Consider the following 14,015-nt stretch of genomic DNA (forward strand, 5'->3'; position numbering starts at 1 on the left):
GCACCCCCGAAAGGGTGCCCCGTCTTCAGCGCGGGCTTGCGAGTTACCAAGCGTGCAACTCCAGTCGTACAACCCTGGCCTCGGCGTCCGGCGTCCCGGTACGCAGGCCCTAGACGACAAGCCTCCCGCGGCGTGCTGCGCGTGGGTACTCGAAGTCCGCGCACGGAGCTTGGCCGGGGTGGATCCTGACTTCTCTTCGTCTGGCCCCTGGCCGACCCTAGGTCCGCACCACCCATTTAAGTGCGTGGGCCCGGTCACAGCAAGGGCTCGGACGGGTGCACCGGTCAAGCCACGTTCAGTAGTGAAAGCCCTGGGGTTTCTGGATTTGTGAGGTTTTCTTCGTGTTCGGGTACCGCCGGGAGGGCGGTGCCGTGCACTCACCTGGGCACCACGTGTGCGGCGCGTTGCCGCTACTCGCCGGTACCCGTCTCTTCTCGGTGCATTGTGGTCGGTGGGGCTTGACTTCAGTCGCGGGACCGCTTGCGGCGCAGGCCGTACCAGGCCGCTCCGGCCGCCGCGACCGCGCCGATGCCGATGGCCGTGACCGCGACCGCCCTGCCCGAGGGGGTGGGGATGCGGGAGCGCAGGCTCACCGGGTCGACGAACTGCTGCACCGGCCAGTCCTTCTCGACGGCGACGCGGCGCAGGCCCCGGTCGGGGTTCACGACCGTGGGGTGGCCGACGACCTCCAGCATCGGCAGGTCCGTGACGCTGTCCGAGTACGCGTAGCTCTTCGTCAGGTCGTAGCCGTGCTCGGCGGCCAGCTGCTTGATGGCGATCGCCTTGTTGTCGGCGGCGCAGTAGAAGTCGACGGTGCCGGTGTAGCGGCCGTCGTGGACCACCATCCTCGTGCCGACGCTGTAGTCCGCCCCGATCATCTGGGCGATGGGGGCGACCAGTTCCTCGCCGGACGCGCTGACGATGACGACGTCGTGGCCCTCCGCCTTGTGGTCGGCGATCAACTGCGTCGCCTCTTTGTAGACGAGTGGATCGACGATGTCGTGCAGCGTCTCGTTGACGATGCCGCGGATCTGCTCGACGTCCCAGCCTGCGGCGAGCGCCGTGATGTGCGCGCGCATGCGGTCCATTTGATCTGCGTCCGCGCCGGCGAGCATGAACACGAATTGCGCATAAGCGCTCTTCAGCACCGCGCGGCGGTTGATCAGCCCTTCCTGGAAGAAGGGCCGGCTGAACGCCAGCGTGCTCGACTTCGCGATCACGGTCTTGTCGAGGTCGAAGAAGGCGGCGATCCGGCTCATGTGGCTCAGCTTAGGTGTACTCATCAGTAGGCCGTTCGGGCGGCATTTCGTTCGTGTACGAAATCCTTGTGCGGCACGGTTACCGAAACTTGGCCCTCAGCTGTTGTGGAAGTTGCGCGCAGCACTGGCGCATGGGGATACAGTAGGAGAGTCCGGTTCGACGGACGGGTTCAGTCCGACCCCCCGGGACTGAACCATTGACGACCCCCGTCCCTCCCCCCTGGCGGGGGTCGTCCCATATCCGGACCCCGTTTCCGCCTGAGTGCGACTGGACCTCTGCCGCTCTTGTCCGAGCGCCGTGTGCCCAACCCTCCAGCGTCGCACACGGGTCCGACAGATCAGGCCCGGCAAGGCGTTCAAGATCGCGACTTGTCCACAGCCGCTGGTCTGTCCACAGATGGATCTTCACCCCGTTGTGTCGTTCATCACGACCGGCCACGGTCAATCCCATGACCCACCCCATCGCCCTGCTCAGCGACCAGGACCTCCTCGACGAGGTCCTCCGCGTGGCCGCCGCGGCCGACTGCCCGCTCTCCTGCGCCCCCGACATCACGTCGTTGCGCTCGCAGTGGCACACCGCCCCCTTGGTCCTGCTCGACCCCGCCGCGGTCTCCGCCTGCCTGGACGCGGGCTTCCCCCGCCGCACCGGCGTCCTCGTGGTCCACGGAGGCGACCCGCCCTGGGCCCCGGCCGTGGCCCTGGGCGCGGACGGCGTCCTGGAACTGCCGGTGGAGGGCCGCTCCCTGGTGACGGCGCTGACCGACCTGGGCGAGGGCCCGCCCTCGGACCGGGGCCGCGTGGTGTCGTTCATCGGCGGCCGAGGAGGCGCGGGAGCCTCGACCCTCGCCATAGCCTGCGGCCGCGAAGCCGTGGCCCTGGGCGGCGAAGCGATGCTCGTCGACTGCGACCCCCTGGGCGGAGGCATAGACCTGGCCCTGGGCACCGAATCCGACCAGGGCGCCCGCTGGCCGGGCGTGCACGCCACCGGCGGCAGGGTCCCGATGTCCGCTCTGCGAGCCGCCCTGCCGGCGACGGGCGACCTGAGCGTCCTGGCCTGCGACCGGTCGGCCCCCGACCCGGAACCGGCAGCGGTGGCGGCGGTCCTGGACGCGGGCCGCAGAGCGGGCTGCACGGTGATCTGCGACCTCCCGCGCTTCCCCACGGCCGCCGCCTCGGCAGCCCTGGACCGCACAGACCTGACGATCCTCGTCGTCCCGGCCGAAGTCCGCGCCACCGCGGCCGCCAGCCGGGTGGCCACCGCCCTCCTGACCCACGGCCGCAACCTCCGCCTGGTGGTCCGCGGCCCGTCCCCGGGCAACCTCCAGCCGGCCGAGATGGCCGACGTGATCGGCGTCCCCCTCCTGACCTCGATGCGCCCGGAACCGGGCCTGGCCGAGGTGCTGGAACGGGGCCGCTTCCCCCGCAACCCCAAGGGCCCCCTCGCCACCACCGCCCGCGTGGTGCTGAAGGAGCTCCGCCCGTGAGCGCCCCGGACGTCACGGCGGACGCCACCGCGGCCGACGAGGCCGAGTACTTCGCGCTTGCCCCAGCAGACGTCGAGATCGCGTCGACGGACTCCTTCGGCTGCGGGTGCATCCCGGTTCTGCGCGGGGACGAGGTGAAGGTCCCGCAACCCCGTCCTCCCGGCTACTTCTTTGCAGCAGAGAGGGCTCTGGCTCAGGTCAGCGTGCCTCCGCCACCCGTCGTGTCCTTATGAGGCGCGCCGCCTCTGCGGCACCGTCCGCTGTCGTTTCGTAGCTTCCGCTGCACGTTCCTGTTCCTGCGGAGCTCATGGCTTCCGCGTCGCAGTCTCCGCCACCCGCCCTGTCCCACTGAGACATACCGCCTTTGCGGCACCGTCTGCTGCCGTTTAGCAGCTTTCGCTGCACGTTCTGTTCCTGCGGGACTTGCCGCTTCCGCGTCGCAGCCTCCGCCACCCGCCCCTGTCCCATGAGACGCACCGCCTCCGCGCCACCGCCTGCTGACGTTCCGCAGCTTCCACCACCCGCCCGCGGTCGTGCGCGGGTCGCAGGACCACTACGACACTCTCCGCCGCCTCGCAGGCTCCGCCAGGAGACCTCTGCCGGGTGACCGTCCCGCCCCGCTGGCCCCAAGCCCCGGATCTCGTTGCCACCGAAGGAGTTCAGCCGTGACCCTCCTCCGCATCCTCGGCCGGATGCTGCGCAACCTCGTCGTCTACGGCCGCCTCTACCCGCCCCGCTACATCTTCAAGGAGGAGCCGAAGTGAACCGCTTCCTCATCTGGTGCCAGGAGACCTGGCGTCGCCTCACGGGCCGCGAGATCACCTACGGCCGCCACGCCCACCGCCCGGAGGCAGCGACATGACCTCCGCCCTGATCGACCGGGTCCGCCACCGCCTAGCCGGCGCCGACATGGAGATGACCGCGGCCGTCGTGGCCCACGCCGTCCGCTCCGAGGCCGGCGGCGTCCTGGCCGACTCGGACGTCCTCGAAGCACTCCAGGTGCTCCGCCAGGAGTTCAGCGGTGCCGGGCCGCTCGACCCGCTGCTGGACGATCCCGGCACCACCGACGTCCTCGTCACCGCGCCGGACCAGGTGTGGGTCGACGGCACGACGGGCCTGCGCCGGACCGGCGTCACCTTTGCCGACGAGGACTCCGTGCGGCGCCTCGCCCAACGGCTGGCGGTGGCGGCGGGGCGGCGGCTCGACGACGCCTCGCCGTGCGTCGACGGGTGGTTGCCGGGCAGCGGGGTCCGGTTGCACGCGGTGTTGCCGCCCATCGCGGATCGCACGTGCCTGTCGCTGCGCGTCCTCAGGCCTGCGACGCACGATCTGCTGGCCTTGCAGGGGCTCGGGACGTTCGACGCGGAGATCGCGGAGGCGTTGCGGACGGTTGTCCGGCGGCGCCTGGCGTTCCTGGTGATCGGCGGTACCGGGTCGGGCAAGACGTCGTTGTTGTCGGCGCTGCTGGGATGTGTGCCGCCAGCGGAGCGCATCGTGTGCGTTGAAGATGCGAGTGAGCTGAGCCCTGACCATCCGCAGTTCGTGCGGCTCACCGCGCGGCCGGCGAACGTCGAGGGGGCCGGTGAGGTCACCACCAGGGCACTGGTGCGGGAGGCCCTGCGGATGCGGCCCGACCGGATCGTGGTCGGGGAGGTACGTGGCGCCGAGGTGAGGGAGTTGCTGACCTCGCTCAACACCGGGCACGAAGGTGGCGCCGGGACGTTGCACGCCAACTCTCCGGCGGAGGTGCCCGCGCGGCTCGAAGCGCTGGGCGCGTTGGGCGGGCTGTCGCCCGAAGCGTTGCGCAGCCAGGTCGCGGCGGCGGTCCGGGTTGTGCTCCACATGCGCCGGGACGACAACAGCAGGTACCTCAACGAGATCGGGGTGTTCGAGCGGAAACCGGAACTCGCGGTCCGTCCGGTCTGGACGCGCGAGAGCGGGTGGCTGGCGAAGGAGCTGCTGTGCTGAGCCTTCTTCTGCTGGCGACGGCGCTGATCGTCTGGCCGCAGCTCAGGCCGATCCGAAGGCTCCGGCCGCGCGACAAGCGAGAAGTCGTTGTGCCGCCGTACATCTGGCTGGCGGTCGCGGCGGTGGTCACCTACCTCGTTGCGGGCGTCGGCGGACTGGTCGCCGGAGTGGTGCTGGCGGTGACCGGCCGCCGAATCCTCAGGCAGCACAGGCGGAACAAGGCGCTCCGGCAGGCCGCGGAAGCGTTGAGCAACGGCCTGGGCGGCGTGATCGACGAGCTGCGGGCGGGCGCGCACCCGGCCCAGGCGGCCGAGAACGCGGCGGAGGACACCCCGGCGCCGGCGAAGGAAGTGCTGAAGGCGGCGGCCGCCGCGTCGAGGCTGGGTGGCGATGTGGAGCGGACGTTGCGCGAGCTGAAGCAGCCGTTGCTCGGCAATGCCGTGGATCAGCTGGCCAGGGCGTGGCACGTGTCGGCGAAGCACGGTGTGGCGTTGGCGGACGTGCTCGACGCCACCAGGCGCGATCTCGATCAGCGGGCGGCGTTCGCGCGGCAGGTGCACGCGCGGATGGCCGGGCCGCGGGCCAGCGCGATGGTGCTGGCGGTGCTTCCGGTGGTGGGCGTGCTGCTGGGCGAGTTCAGCGGTGCCAGACCGTTCCACGTCCTCACGAACACGACGGCGGGGCAGTTCCTGCTGGCGCTCGGCGCGGTGCTCGGGGCGGCAGGGGTGTGGTGGACGCAGCGGATCACGGAGGTGAAGCCGTGACGTTCCTCCTGCTCGCGCTGGCGGTCCTGCTGGCACCGGCGCCACGACGATCGATCGATCGGTTCAGGCCCAGAGCCCACGCCCCGCCGCACGGCAGGGCGAAGCCGGACGGTCCGTTCGAACGGGCGGCGGCCTGGGATCTGCTGGCCGCGTGCCTGAAAGCCGGGTTGCCGGTGCCCACGGCGATCCAGGCGGTCGAGATGAGGGAACTGAGCCAGGTCGCCGAGCTGCTCAGGCTCGGCGCCGACCCGGTCACGGCGTGGGCGTCCGCGCTCGACCAGCCCGCGACGGCGCAACTGGCCAGGGCTGCCCGGCGGACCGCGCGGTCCGGTGCGGCACTGGCCCGGCAGACCACCGAGCTCGCCGAGCGGACCAGGGCCGAGGCGCGTGACGACGCCGAGGCCAAGGCACAGCGGGCCGCGGTCGCGGTGGCTGCGCCGCTCGCACTGTGTTTCCTCCCGGCGTTCCTGTGCCTCGGCGTCGCGCCGGTGGTGCTGGGGCTGGCCGGCCAATTCCTCAACTAGGAGAAGCAGATGGAACTGCTGAAGGACGACAGCGGCATGAGCACGGTGGAGTACGCGATCGGGACGCTGGCGGCGGCCGCGTTCGGCGGCCTGCTGTACGTGCTGCTCACCAGTGACTTCATGCGGAAACTGATGGAAGGGCTGATACAGCGTGCGCTGTCTTCGGTCTGACGACCGGGGCATGGTCACGGTCGAGGCGGCGATCGCCGTGTCCGCGTTGCTGGTGGCCATGTGGCTGGGGGCGAACGGCCTGACCGCGGTCACCGAACAGATGCGGTGCACCGACGCGGCGAGAGAGGCGGCGCGGCTCACCGCGAGGGGCGAACGGCAGCGCGGCGAAGAAGCGGCCGGGCGGATCGTGGCCGGCGCCGACATCTCGATCGACAGCCAGGACGACGCGATCAAGGTCGTGGTCAGCAAGCGCGGACCGTTGGGCCTGCCGCTCAGCGCACGGGCGTTCGCCGTGCCGGAGCCGCGATGAACGGCGAACGGTCCGGCTGCGAGCGAGGTGCGGCTGCGGTGAGCGGTGTGGTGGCAATGTTGTCGCTGATCATCGTCGTGGTGGCCGGTGCGCGGATCGGATCGGCGGTCGTCGCCCGGCACCGGGTGACCGGTGCGGCCGATCTGGCGGCACTCGCGGCGGCCGCTCGTCTGGTGGACGGTGATGAAAGTGCTTGTGAGCAGGCGAAACGCGTGGCTTCGGAAAACCGGGCCGAGCTGACGGGCTGCACGGTGAACGGCTGGGAGGTGGTGGTGGAGGTGTCCGCGACTACGCCGTTCGGCCCGGCGAGCGCACGAGCCAGGGCAGGTCCGGCCGAAGATCGAGCCGTTTGGAGCACGACGAGCGGTCGGCTCACAGCGGTGAGCGGACTCACACTGCCGCCTGGACATGCTGAACGGTGATCGAACCAAACGCGCGGAGTTCAGTTGCCCGGTCAAGCAATTGACGTTCGCCGTCTCGTAGCTACCAGTTGTCGCGCGGGGGTTACGGAGGCCGGTGCCGGTGTCGTTAGTTGTAGTGGCGGCACCGACACGGTGTCCCTACGAACACCGACACCTTGCCGATGTCGAGTCAGAACCTAGGAAGAAGGCGACGGAAGATGGATTGGTCGGATAGCTGGCGCGGGGCCTTCCGCATCGAACTGCGTGCCGAGGCCGTGAGCCTCGCGTACCGCGGTTGGCCCGTGCTGCCAGGCACCTATCCGGCCGGTACGGAGGACGGCGTCACGAAGTGGGCGGGCCGCAGCGGCCTCGAGCTCCACGGCCCGATCCCGGTGCACCGCGACTGGGTGGACCGCGTCGGGACCAGTCCCGACCAGGTCGCCACGTGGTGGGCGGGCCGCTCGTACAGCCTTCTCGTCGCCACCGGTCACGTCGTGGACGCGATCGAGGTCGGCACCGGCCTCGGCCGCCGCGCGGCCGTCGCACTGCGGTCGATCGGCGTCCCCGTGCCGATCGCCGCGACCCCGTCCGGCCGCTGGATGTTCCTCGTGAAGTCCGGCTCGACGCTCAACGCCGAGCTGGCCAACAACCCGGACGTGCACCTCTACGGCAAAGGCGAGTACATCCCGCTGCCGCCCACCACGATGGCGCACGGTGTCGTGCACTGGCGGGTCAAGCCGCAGGTCTGCGGCTGGAACCTGCCGGACGCACACGTCGTGCAGGACGCGCTCGTCGAGGCCGTGCACGCCCCGGCGCGCTACGAGCTCGAAGCCGTCTGACACAACTGAATCCGAAGCCCGGCCGTGCTGGGTGTCGTCGTGGACTCTCCCCGACAACCCCGAAGGCGATGCCCTGCACGGCCGTTCCACCAAGCCCGATCCGATGATCGGCCTCCGCACCCCGCACGTCGGGGGCCGGCAGAGGAACGGGCGAAAAGCCGAACACGCACCCCGAAGGACAGCCTCCCGCACCAGTGACCGGGCCGAGGAACGTTAGTGGCAGAGCACCAGCTCTGCCGCGGTCGGTGAAGCCGGCTCCTCCCCGGAGTTCGTCAGAAGACAGTCGACACCGTCGCCTCCCGCGTGTCCTGTCGAGACGAACGAACCAGATTCCACCGATGTTCCAAGGGATCCGGTCACGAAGCGGTAGCAGGCGGGAAAACAGTGTTCGGCACGTGGAGAGCGCGGCGGGGGTACCCGTGAGCCCCCGCCGCGCTCCACGGAAAAGTGGTAGACCTAGAGCTGGAGAGTTTCCGCGTAGGAAGCGAAAGCGAAGGTCTCCTCCATGGATCCGGGCCGCGGAACCGCGTCGGCGTGCCAGCCGAGGTTCCGGTCCTGCAAGACCTGCTCGATCAGCGGGTGCCACCGCTGATCGAGCATTTTCTTCGCCCACAGCAAAGCGCCGCGCTTGGACTCCACCTCTCCCGTGTGGATGGTGTAGAGCGTGCGGCAGTAGGTCGAGACGATGTAGCGCTGCGACCACGCGTTGCCCATCGGCGCCCACTCGCGGATGCCGTCGAGCACGTGCGGCAGCTCGGCCAGCATCGACGAGCGCAGTACGGAAGCCGGTACCTCTTCGACGAGCGAGGCGATCGGCGGGCCGTCCAGCACGATGCCGTGGTGGCGCAGGATCCAGCGGGCGTGCGGGTTGTTGCAGTGCAGGTCCCACTCCAAGGTCCGCGAACCGTGGTCGTTGAACAGCCACGGAACCCCGAGGCCCGCTACCGAGCGCAGTGACTCCACGTCGGCGTACGAGCCCTCGATCTCCGTCGACCAGTGGCCGGGGCGCGTCGGGATCTCGTCGTGCAACGCACGAAGCCCGGCTTCGCGATCACCGGACGGCGGCTCGGTGCAGGCGACGATGAAGTCGCAGTCGCTGTGGGTGTCACCGGCACCCAGGGCGAACGAGCCCTGCACGTACGTGCCGACGTAGGTGGGGCCGAGGATTTCGCGCACGGACGCGACGAGGTCGGCGAGAAGGGTGTCGAGGTCGGAAAAGGGCGTGAACAAGGCAGTCTCCAATGAACCCGTGGCCAGAAGGGACGGGCGCGGCGGAGTGATCAGGCCCAGCCGCGCGCGAGGCACGGTGGGCTTCCGGCTCAGCCGCGCCTAGGCGCGACGGGTCCGGTCAGTGGCGTTGCAGCTGCCTGCGTTCACAGCGCCACGGTAGCCAAGGGGCAGTCACCCGGTCAGGCGATTTTGCCCAGCACCACGTCCAGCACGAGCACGGCGCCGGCCTTGTCCAGCGGGTCGTTGCCGTTGCCGCACTTGGGCGACTGCACGCACGACGGGCAACCCATCGGACATCCGCAGGCACTGATCGCGGCCCTGGTCGCCGACAGCCAGGCCCGCAGGGCGGAGTGACCTCGATCAGCGAAGCCCGCCCCGCCGGGATGGCCGTCGTGCACGAACACCGTCGGCATCCCCGTGTCCGGGTGTGCGGCCGTCGACACGCCGCCGATGTCCCACCTGTCGCACGTCGCGAACAGCGGCAGCAGGCCGATCGCCGCGTGCTCGGCGGCGTGCAGGGCGCCGGGGACGCGCTTCGCCTCCACACCGGCGTCGAACAGCAGCGACTCGTCGACGGTGTACCAGACGGCGCGGGTCCGCAGCGACTGTTCCGGCAGGTCGAGCGGGATCTGGTCGAGCACCACGCCGGACGGCAGCCGGCGCAGGTAGCCGACGACCTGGGTCGTCACCTCCACCTCGCCCAGGCAGACCGACACCCCGCCGAAGTCGGTGCGTTCGACCTCGTGCACGACGGTGATGTCCACGCAGTCACGCGGCTGCGTCGTCCACTCCGGGTCTTCGCGGTGCACCATCGCGAGACCGCTGTCCAGGTCGAGCTCGTCGACGACGTACGCCCGGCCCTGGTGCAGGTACACGGCACCGGGATGCACCTGCCAGCAGGCGGATCCCGGGTCGACCGTGCCGAGCATCCGGCCCGAGTCCGCCTCCACGACGGCCACCTGGTCACCGCCGGAACCGCGGATGTCCACCCCGGCGTGCGGCCGGTCGTGCGACGCCCAGTACCACCCGGCAGGCCGCTTGCGCAGCAGTTTCTCCGCCACCAGGTCGGCGAGGACCGCCTCGGCGAGAGGCCCGCCGAAGTCGTCCAGGCAGGCCGGTGTCAACGGCATCTCGGACGCCGCGCACGCCAGCTGCGGACCCAGCACGTACGGGTTCAGCGGGTCCAGCACCGTCGCCTCGACCGGTCTGTCCAGCACCGCGGCCGGGTTGTGCACCAGGTACGTGTCCAACGGGTCGTCGCGCGCGACGAACACGACCAGGGCACTGTCCCCTGACCTGCCCGCACGGCCAGCCTGCTGCCAGAACGACGCCAGGGTGCCGGGGAAACCGGCGACCACCACCGCGTCCAGCCCGGCGATGTCGACGCCGAGCTCCAGCGCGTTCGTGGTCGCGACGCCGAGCAGGTCGCCCGTGGACAGCGCCTTCTCCAGCGCCCGCCGCTCCTCCGGCAGGAACCCGCCCCGGTACGCGGCCACGCGGGGAGGCAGCTCATCGTCCACTTCGGACAGGATCCGCTGGGCGCCCAGCGCCGTCAGCTCGGCACCGCGGCGCGAGCGCACGAAGGCGAGCGACCGTGCGCCCTCGACGACCAGGTCGGCCAGGATGCGCGACGTCTCCGCACCCGCCGAGCGACGGACGGGCGCGCCGTTCTCACCCTCCAGAGAGGTCAGTGGGGGCTCCCACAATGCGACCGTGCGCGACGCACGCGGCGAGAAGTCGTCCACGACAGCGGAAACCGGGACGCCCAGCAATCGCTGTGCGGATCCAGAAGGATCAGCCACAGTGGCCGATGCCAAAACGAAGATCGGATCCGCGCCGTATTTGCGCGCGACCCTCCTCAACCGCCGCATCAACAACGCCACGTGCGAACCGAAAACGCCTCGATAGGAATGGCACTCGTCGATCACCACGTACTTCAGCCGGCGGAAGAACCGCAGCCATTTCGGGTGCTGCGGAAGGATTCCGCGGTGCAGCATGTCCGGGTTGGTGAAGACCCAGTTCGCGTGCGCCTTGACCCAGTCCCGTTCGGCCATCGGGGTGTCACCGTCGTAGGCCGACGCGCGCACCCCCTTGATCCCCAGTTCCCCGAGCGATCGGAGCTGGTCCGCACCAAGGGCTTTGGTCGGCGACAGGTACAGCGCGGTGGCCTTCGTGTCCGCCAAAAGAGTGGAAAGCACGGGCAACTGGTAGGCAAGTGACTTGCCCGACGCCGTGCCCGTCGCGAGGACCACGTGCTGCCCGGACCACGCCAGCTCGGCGGCCTCGGCCTGGTGCCGCCACGGCTCGCGCACACCCGTCCCGGCGAACGCCTCGAGGACCGCGGGCGCCGTCCACGCAGGCCACTCCACGTGATCTGCCTGCCGCAACGGCAAATCGCGCGCGTGCGTGAGGGGTGACTCCCCGGCGGGCACACCCGCCAGCACGCGGTCCAGCAACCGGCGTCCCTGATCCACCACGGCATCGAGCTTCGCATACACCACCGACAGTCCCGGCCGGGCCGTACTCGACTTCCTGCGCAGATAACGGTGTGTGCACGGATCGGGACGTTTCGTTGCCTCGTTGCAAGCAACCCCTAGACTCCCCGCTCATCGCATCCAATGAGGGATGCGTCACGTCGCGCTGGGCGGCTGGTCTGCCTTGGCGCTGCACATGGCAACTCACCAGGAGGACGGATGTCCCGGCATTTCCTCGCGGAGGGCCTCGAGCTCTCCGGGGGTGATCGCGGCGTCGTAGCCGTGGTCGCCGTGGTCGCCCTGGCTGCTCTCGCCGTCGGGTACGTGCTGCTCAAGGAGGTGCTGGCCGCGGGCCAGGGCACCCCCAAGATGCAGGACATCGCCAAGGCGGTTCAGGAGGGCGCAGCGGCCTACCTCAACCGGCAGTTCCGCACGCTCGGCATTTTTGTCGTGATCGTGTTCGTACTGCTGTTCGCGCTACCGGCGGATGATTTGGCCGAACGAATCGGCCGGTCTTTGTTCTTCCTCGTCGGTGCCGCGTTCTCGGCGACTATCGGCTACCTGGGCATGTGGTTGTCCACGCGCGCCAACGTGCGTGTCGCCGCCGCCGCGAACGAAGAAGGCGGTCGCGAAAAGGCGACGCGCATCGCGTTCCGCACCGGTGGCGTGGTCGGCATGACCACCGTCGGTCTCGGTCTCTTCGGTGCGGCGCTCGTCGTGCTCGTCTACGCCGGCCAGGCCCCGAAGGTCCTGGAGGGCTTCGGTTTCGGTGCCGCCCTGCTCGCGATGTTCATGCGCGTCGGTGGTGGCATCTTCACCAAGGCCGCGGACGTCGGTGCCGACCTCGTCGGCAAGGTCGAGCAGGGCATCCCCGAGGACGACCCCCGCAACGCCGCCACCATCGCGGACAACGTGGGCGACAACGTCGGTGACTGCGCCGGCATGGCCGCGGACCTCTTCGAGTCCTACGCGGTCACGCTCGTCGCGTCGCTGATCCTCGGCACCGCCGCGTTCGGCGCGCAGGGCCTGCTGTTCCCGCTGATCGTTCCCGCGATCGGCGTGCTGACCGCGGTCATCGGCGTGTACACGACGAAGGCGAAGGCGGGCGAGAACGGCCTCACGGCCATCAACCGCGCCTTCTACATCTCCGCGCTCATCTCCGCGGTGCTGTGCACCATCGCGGCGTTCACGTTCCTGCCGAGCTCCTTCGCGGACCTCAACGGCATCAGCGACGCGGTCAAGTCCACCAGCGGCAACCCGGCGCTGATCGCGTCCGTCGCGGTGATCATCGGCATCGTGCTGGCCGGCGTCATCCTCTGGCTGACCGGCTACTACACCGGCACCGAGCACAAGCCGGTCAAGGAGGTCGGCCAGACCTCGCTGACCGGTGCGGCCACGGTGATCCTGTCCGGTATCTCGGTCGGTTTCGAGTCGGCCGTCTACACCGCGCTCGTCATCGGTGCCGCCGTGTACGGCGCGTTCCTGCTCTCCGGTTCGGTCGTCGTCGGTCTGTTCGCGATCGCGCTCGCCGGTTGTGGTCTGCTCACGACCGTCGGTGTCATCGTCGCGATGGACACCTTCGGCCCGGTCTCCGACAACGCGCAGGGCATCGCCGAGATGTCCGGTGACGTGCACGGCGAGGGCGCGCAGATCCTCACCGAGCTCGACGCGGTCGGCAACACCACCAAGGCCATCACCAAGGGCATCGCGATCGCGACGGCCGTGCTCGCCGCGACGGCGCTGTTCGGCTCCTACAAGGACGCGATCGACCAGGCCGTGGCCAAGGTCGGCAACCTCGCGGGTGATCTGCCGATCTCGTTCACCAACGTCGTGTTCAGCCCGAACGTGCTCGTCGGCGTCACCATCGGTGCGGCCGTCGTCTTCATGTTCTCGGGCCTCGCGGTCAACGCCGTGACGCGCGCCGCCGGTGCCATCGTGTTCGAGGTGCGCCGTCAGTTCCGCGAGAACCCGGGCATCATGGACTACTCGGTGAAGCCGGAGTACGGCAAGGTCGTCGACATCTGCACCAGGGACTCGCTGCGTGAGCTGGCGACCCCGGGCCTGATGGCCGTGCTCGCCCCGGTCGCCGTCGGCTTCGGCCTCGGCGTCGGCCCGCTGGCCGGGTACCTCGCCGGTGCCATCGCGACCGGCACGCTCATGGCGGTCTTCCTGGCCAACTCCGGTGGTGCCTGGGACAACGCCAAGAAGCTGGTCGAGGACGGCAACCACGGTGGCAAGGGCTCCGACGCCCACGCCGCGACGGTCATCGGCGACACCGTCGGCGACCCGTTCAAGGACACCGCCGGTCCGGCCATCAACCCGCTGATCAAGGTGATGAACCTGGTCTCGGTGCTGATCGCGCCCGCCATCGTCACCTTCACCATCGGTGACAGCGCGTCCGAGCCGATCCGCATCGCGATCGCCGTGGTCGCGACGCTGATCATCATCGGTGCGGTGGTCGTGTCCAAGCGCCGCGGCACCTCGATCGCGGACTCGCCCGCGGAGTCCGTCAGCAACGGCGCCGCGTAGATCCACCTCCGGTCGGGGTACGTTCGGGTCTCCCCGACGTATCCCGACCGAGGAGTTCCGAC

At 69.9% G+C, this 14,015-nt stretch carries 13 protein-coding genes; 10 read left to right on the forward strand and 3 right to left on the reverse strand.

Annotation, left to right across the window (positions count from 1 at the left end; translation table 11 throughout):
- Window positions 1-464: 464 nt before the first annotated feature.
- A complete protein-coding gene (locus AB0M48_RS23000; RefSeq protein WP_363845527.1) occupies window positions 465-1,259 on the reverse strand; it encodes an HAD-IB family hydrolase in 795 nt (264 codons plus the stop codon).
- A gap of 449 nt (window positions 1,260-1,708) precedes the next feature.
- On the opposite strand from AB0M48_RS23000, the gene ssd reads away from it, so the two are divergent.
- The 9 genes from ssd to AB0M48_RS23045 all read left to right on the forward strand — a co-directional run bounded on the left by ssd (window position 1,709) and on the right by AB0M48_RS23045 (window position 7,720).
- On the forward strand, window positions 1,709-2,743 hold the full coding sequence (gene ssd / locus AB0M48_RS23005; protein ID WP_363845530.1) for a septum site-determining protein Ssd: 1,035 nt from the start codon (window positions 1,709-1,711) through the stop codon (window positions 2,741-2,743).
- Window positions 2,740-2,976 (forward strand): hypothetical protein, encoded by a 237-nt coding sequence (locus AB0M48_RS23010; protein WP_363845533.1) that lies wholly within the window; start codon window positions 2,740-2,742, stop codon window positions 2,974-2,976. The genes ssd and AB0M48_RS23010 overlap by 4 nt, the downstream gene beginning before the upstream one ends.
- Before the next feature lie 625 nt (window positions 2,977-3,601).
- Entirely contained in the window at window positions 3,602-4,711 is a 1,110-nt protein-coding gene (locus AB0M48_RS23015) for a TadA family conjugal transfer-associated ATPase (RefSeq protein WP_363845536.1), read from the forward strand.
- Window positions 4,705-5,475 carry a type II secretion system F family protein gene (locus tag AB0M48_RS23020; RefSeq protein WP_363845538.1) on the forward strand — a complete coding sequence of 257 codons (771 nt, stop codon included), beginning with the start codon at window positions 4,705-4,707 and terminating at the stop codon, window positions 5,473-5,475. Before AB0M48_RS23015 ends, AB0M48_RS23020 begins: the two co-directional genes overlap by 7 nt.
- The gene (locus AB0M48_RS23025; protein ID WP_363845540.1) at window positions 5,472-5,999 is read left to right on the forward strand and encodes a type II secretion system F family protein; all 528 of its coding nucleotides are present in this window, start codon (window positions 5,472-5,474) and stop codon (window positions 5,997-5,999) included. Before AB0M48_RS23020 ends, AB0M48_RS23025 begins: the two co-directional genes overlap by 4 nt.
- A gap of 9 nt (window positions 6,000-6,008) precedes the next feature.
- Window positions 6,009-6,170: a DUF4244 domain-containing protein gene (locus AB0M48_RS23030; RefSeq protein WP_084402016.1), complete on the forward strand. Its 162-nt coding sequence runs from the start codon at window positions 6,009-6,011 to the stop codon at window positions 6,168-6,170.
- 10 nt (window positions 6,171-6,180) lie between these two features.
- Complete coding sequence (locus tag AB0M48_RS23035; RefSeq protein WP_363845543.1) at window positions 6,181-6,480, forward strand: TadE family type IV pilus minor pilin; 300 nt, start codon at window positions 6,181-6,183, stop codon at window positions 6,478-6,480.
- A complete protein-coding gene (locus AB0M48_RS23040; RefSeq protein WP_363845545.1) occupies window positions 6,477-6,902 on the forward strand; it encodes an Rv3654c family TadE-like protein in 426 nt (141 codons plus the stop codon). The genes AB0M48_RS23035 and AB0M48_RS23040 overlap by 4 nt, the downstream gene beginning before the upstream one ends.
- A gap of 197 nt (window positions 6,903-7,099) precedes the next feature.
- Window positions 7,100-7,720, forward strand: a complete 621-nt coding sequence (locus AB0M48_RS23045; RefSeq protein WP_090069862.1) for a bifunctional DNA primase/polymerase — start codon at window positions 7,100-7,102, stop codon at window positions 7,718-7,720.
- A 456-nt stretch (window positions 7,721-8,176) separates the two neighbouring features.
- On the opposite strand, the gene AB0M48_RS23050 is transcribed toward AB0M48_RS23045, so the two are convergent.
- Together AB0M48_RS23050 and AB0M48_RS23055 are read right to left on the reverse strand one after the other, a co-directional pair.
- Complete coding sequence (locus AB0M48_RS23050) at window positions 8,177-8,950, reverse strand: aminoglycoside adenylyltransferase domain-containing protein (protein ID WP_363845548.1); 774 nt, start codon at window positions 8,948-8,950, stop codon at window positions 8,177-8,179.
- Between the two features lie 179 nt (window positions 8,951-9,129).
- Window positions 9,130-11,427, reverse strand: coding sequence for a DEAD/DEAH box helicase (locus tag AB0M48_RS23055; protein WP_363845550.1), 2,298 nt, complete (start codon window positions 11,425-11,427; stop codon window positions 9,130-9,132).
- 216 nt (window positions 11,428-11,643) lie between these two features.
- Here AB0M48_RS23055 and AB0M48_RS23060 point away from each other — a divergent pair, with 216 nt between their 5' ends.
- A complete protein-coding gene (locus AB0M48_RS23060; protein ID WP_363845553.1) occupies window positions 11,644-13,953 on the forward strand; it encodes a sodium-translocating pyrophosphatase in 2,310 nt (769 codons plus the stop codon).
- Window positions 13,954-14,015: the final 62 nt, after the last annotated feature.

The sequence above is a fragment of the Lentzea sp. NPDC051208 genome (assembly GCF_040682435.1).
Taxonomy (GTDB): domain Bacteria; phylum Actinomycetota; class Actinomycetes; order Mycobacteriales; family Pseudonocardiaceae; genus Lentzea; species Lentzea kristufekii.

Excerpts from the sequence above, each read along its gene's own strand:
- AB0M48_RS23000 (WP_363845527.1), bottom strand. The coding sequence starts at position 1,259 with ATGAGCCGGATCGCCGCCTTCTTCGACCTCGACAAGACCGTGATCGCG.
- ssd (WP_363845530.1), top strand. The coding sequence starts at position 1,709 with ATGACCCACCCCATCGCCCTGCTCAGCGACCAGGACCTCCTCGACGAG.
- AB0M48_RS23015 (WP_363845536.1), top strand. The coding sequence starts at position 3,602 with ATGACCTCCGCCCTGATCGACCGGGTCCGCCACCGCCTAGCCGGCGCC.
- AB0M48_RS23030 (WP_084402016.1), top strand. The coding sequence starts at position 6,009 with ATGGAACTGCTGAAGGACGACAGCGGCATGAGCACGGTGGAGTACGCG.
- AB0M48_RS23035 (WP_363845543.1), top strand. The coding sequence starts at position 6,181 with ATGGTCACGGTCGAGGCGGCGATCGCCGTGTCCGCGTTGCTGGTGGCC.
- AB0M48_RS23040 (WP_363845545.1), top strand. The coding sequence starts at position 6,477 with ATGAACGGCGAACGGTCCGGCTGCGAGCGAGGTGCGGCTGCGGTGAGC.
- AB0M48_RS23045 (WP_090069862.1), top strand. The coding sequence starts at position 7,100 with ATGGATTGGTCGGATAGCTGGCGCGGGGCCTTCCGCATCGAACTGCGT.
- AB0M48_RS23060 (WP_363845553.1), top strand. The coding sequence starts at position 11,644 with ATGTCCCGGCATTTCCTCGCGGAGGGCCTCGAGCTCTCCGGGGGTGAT.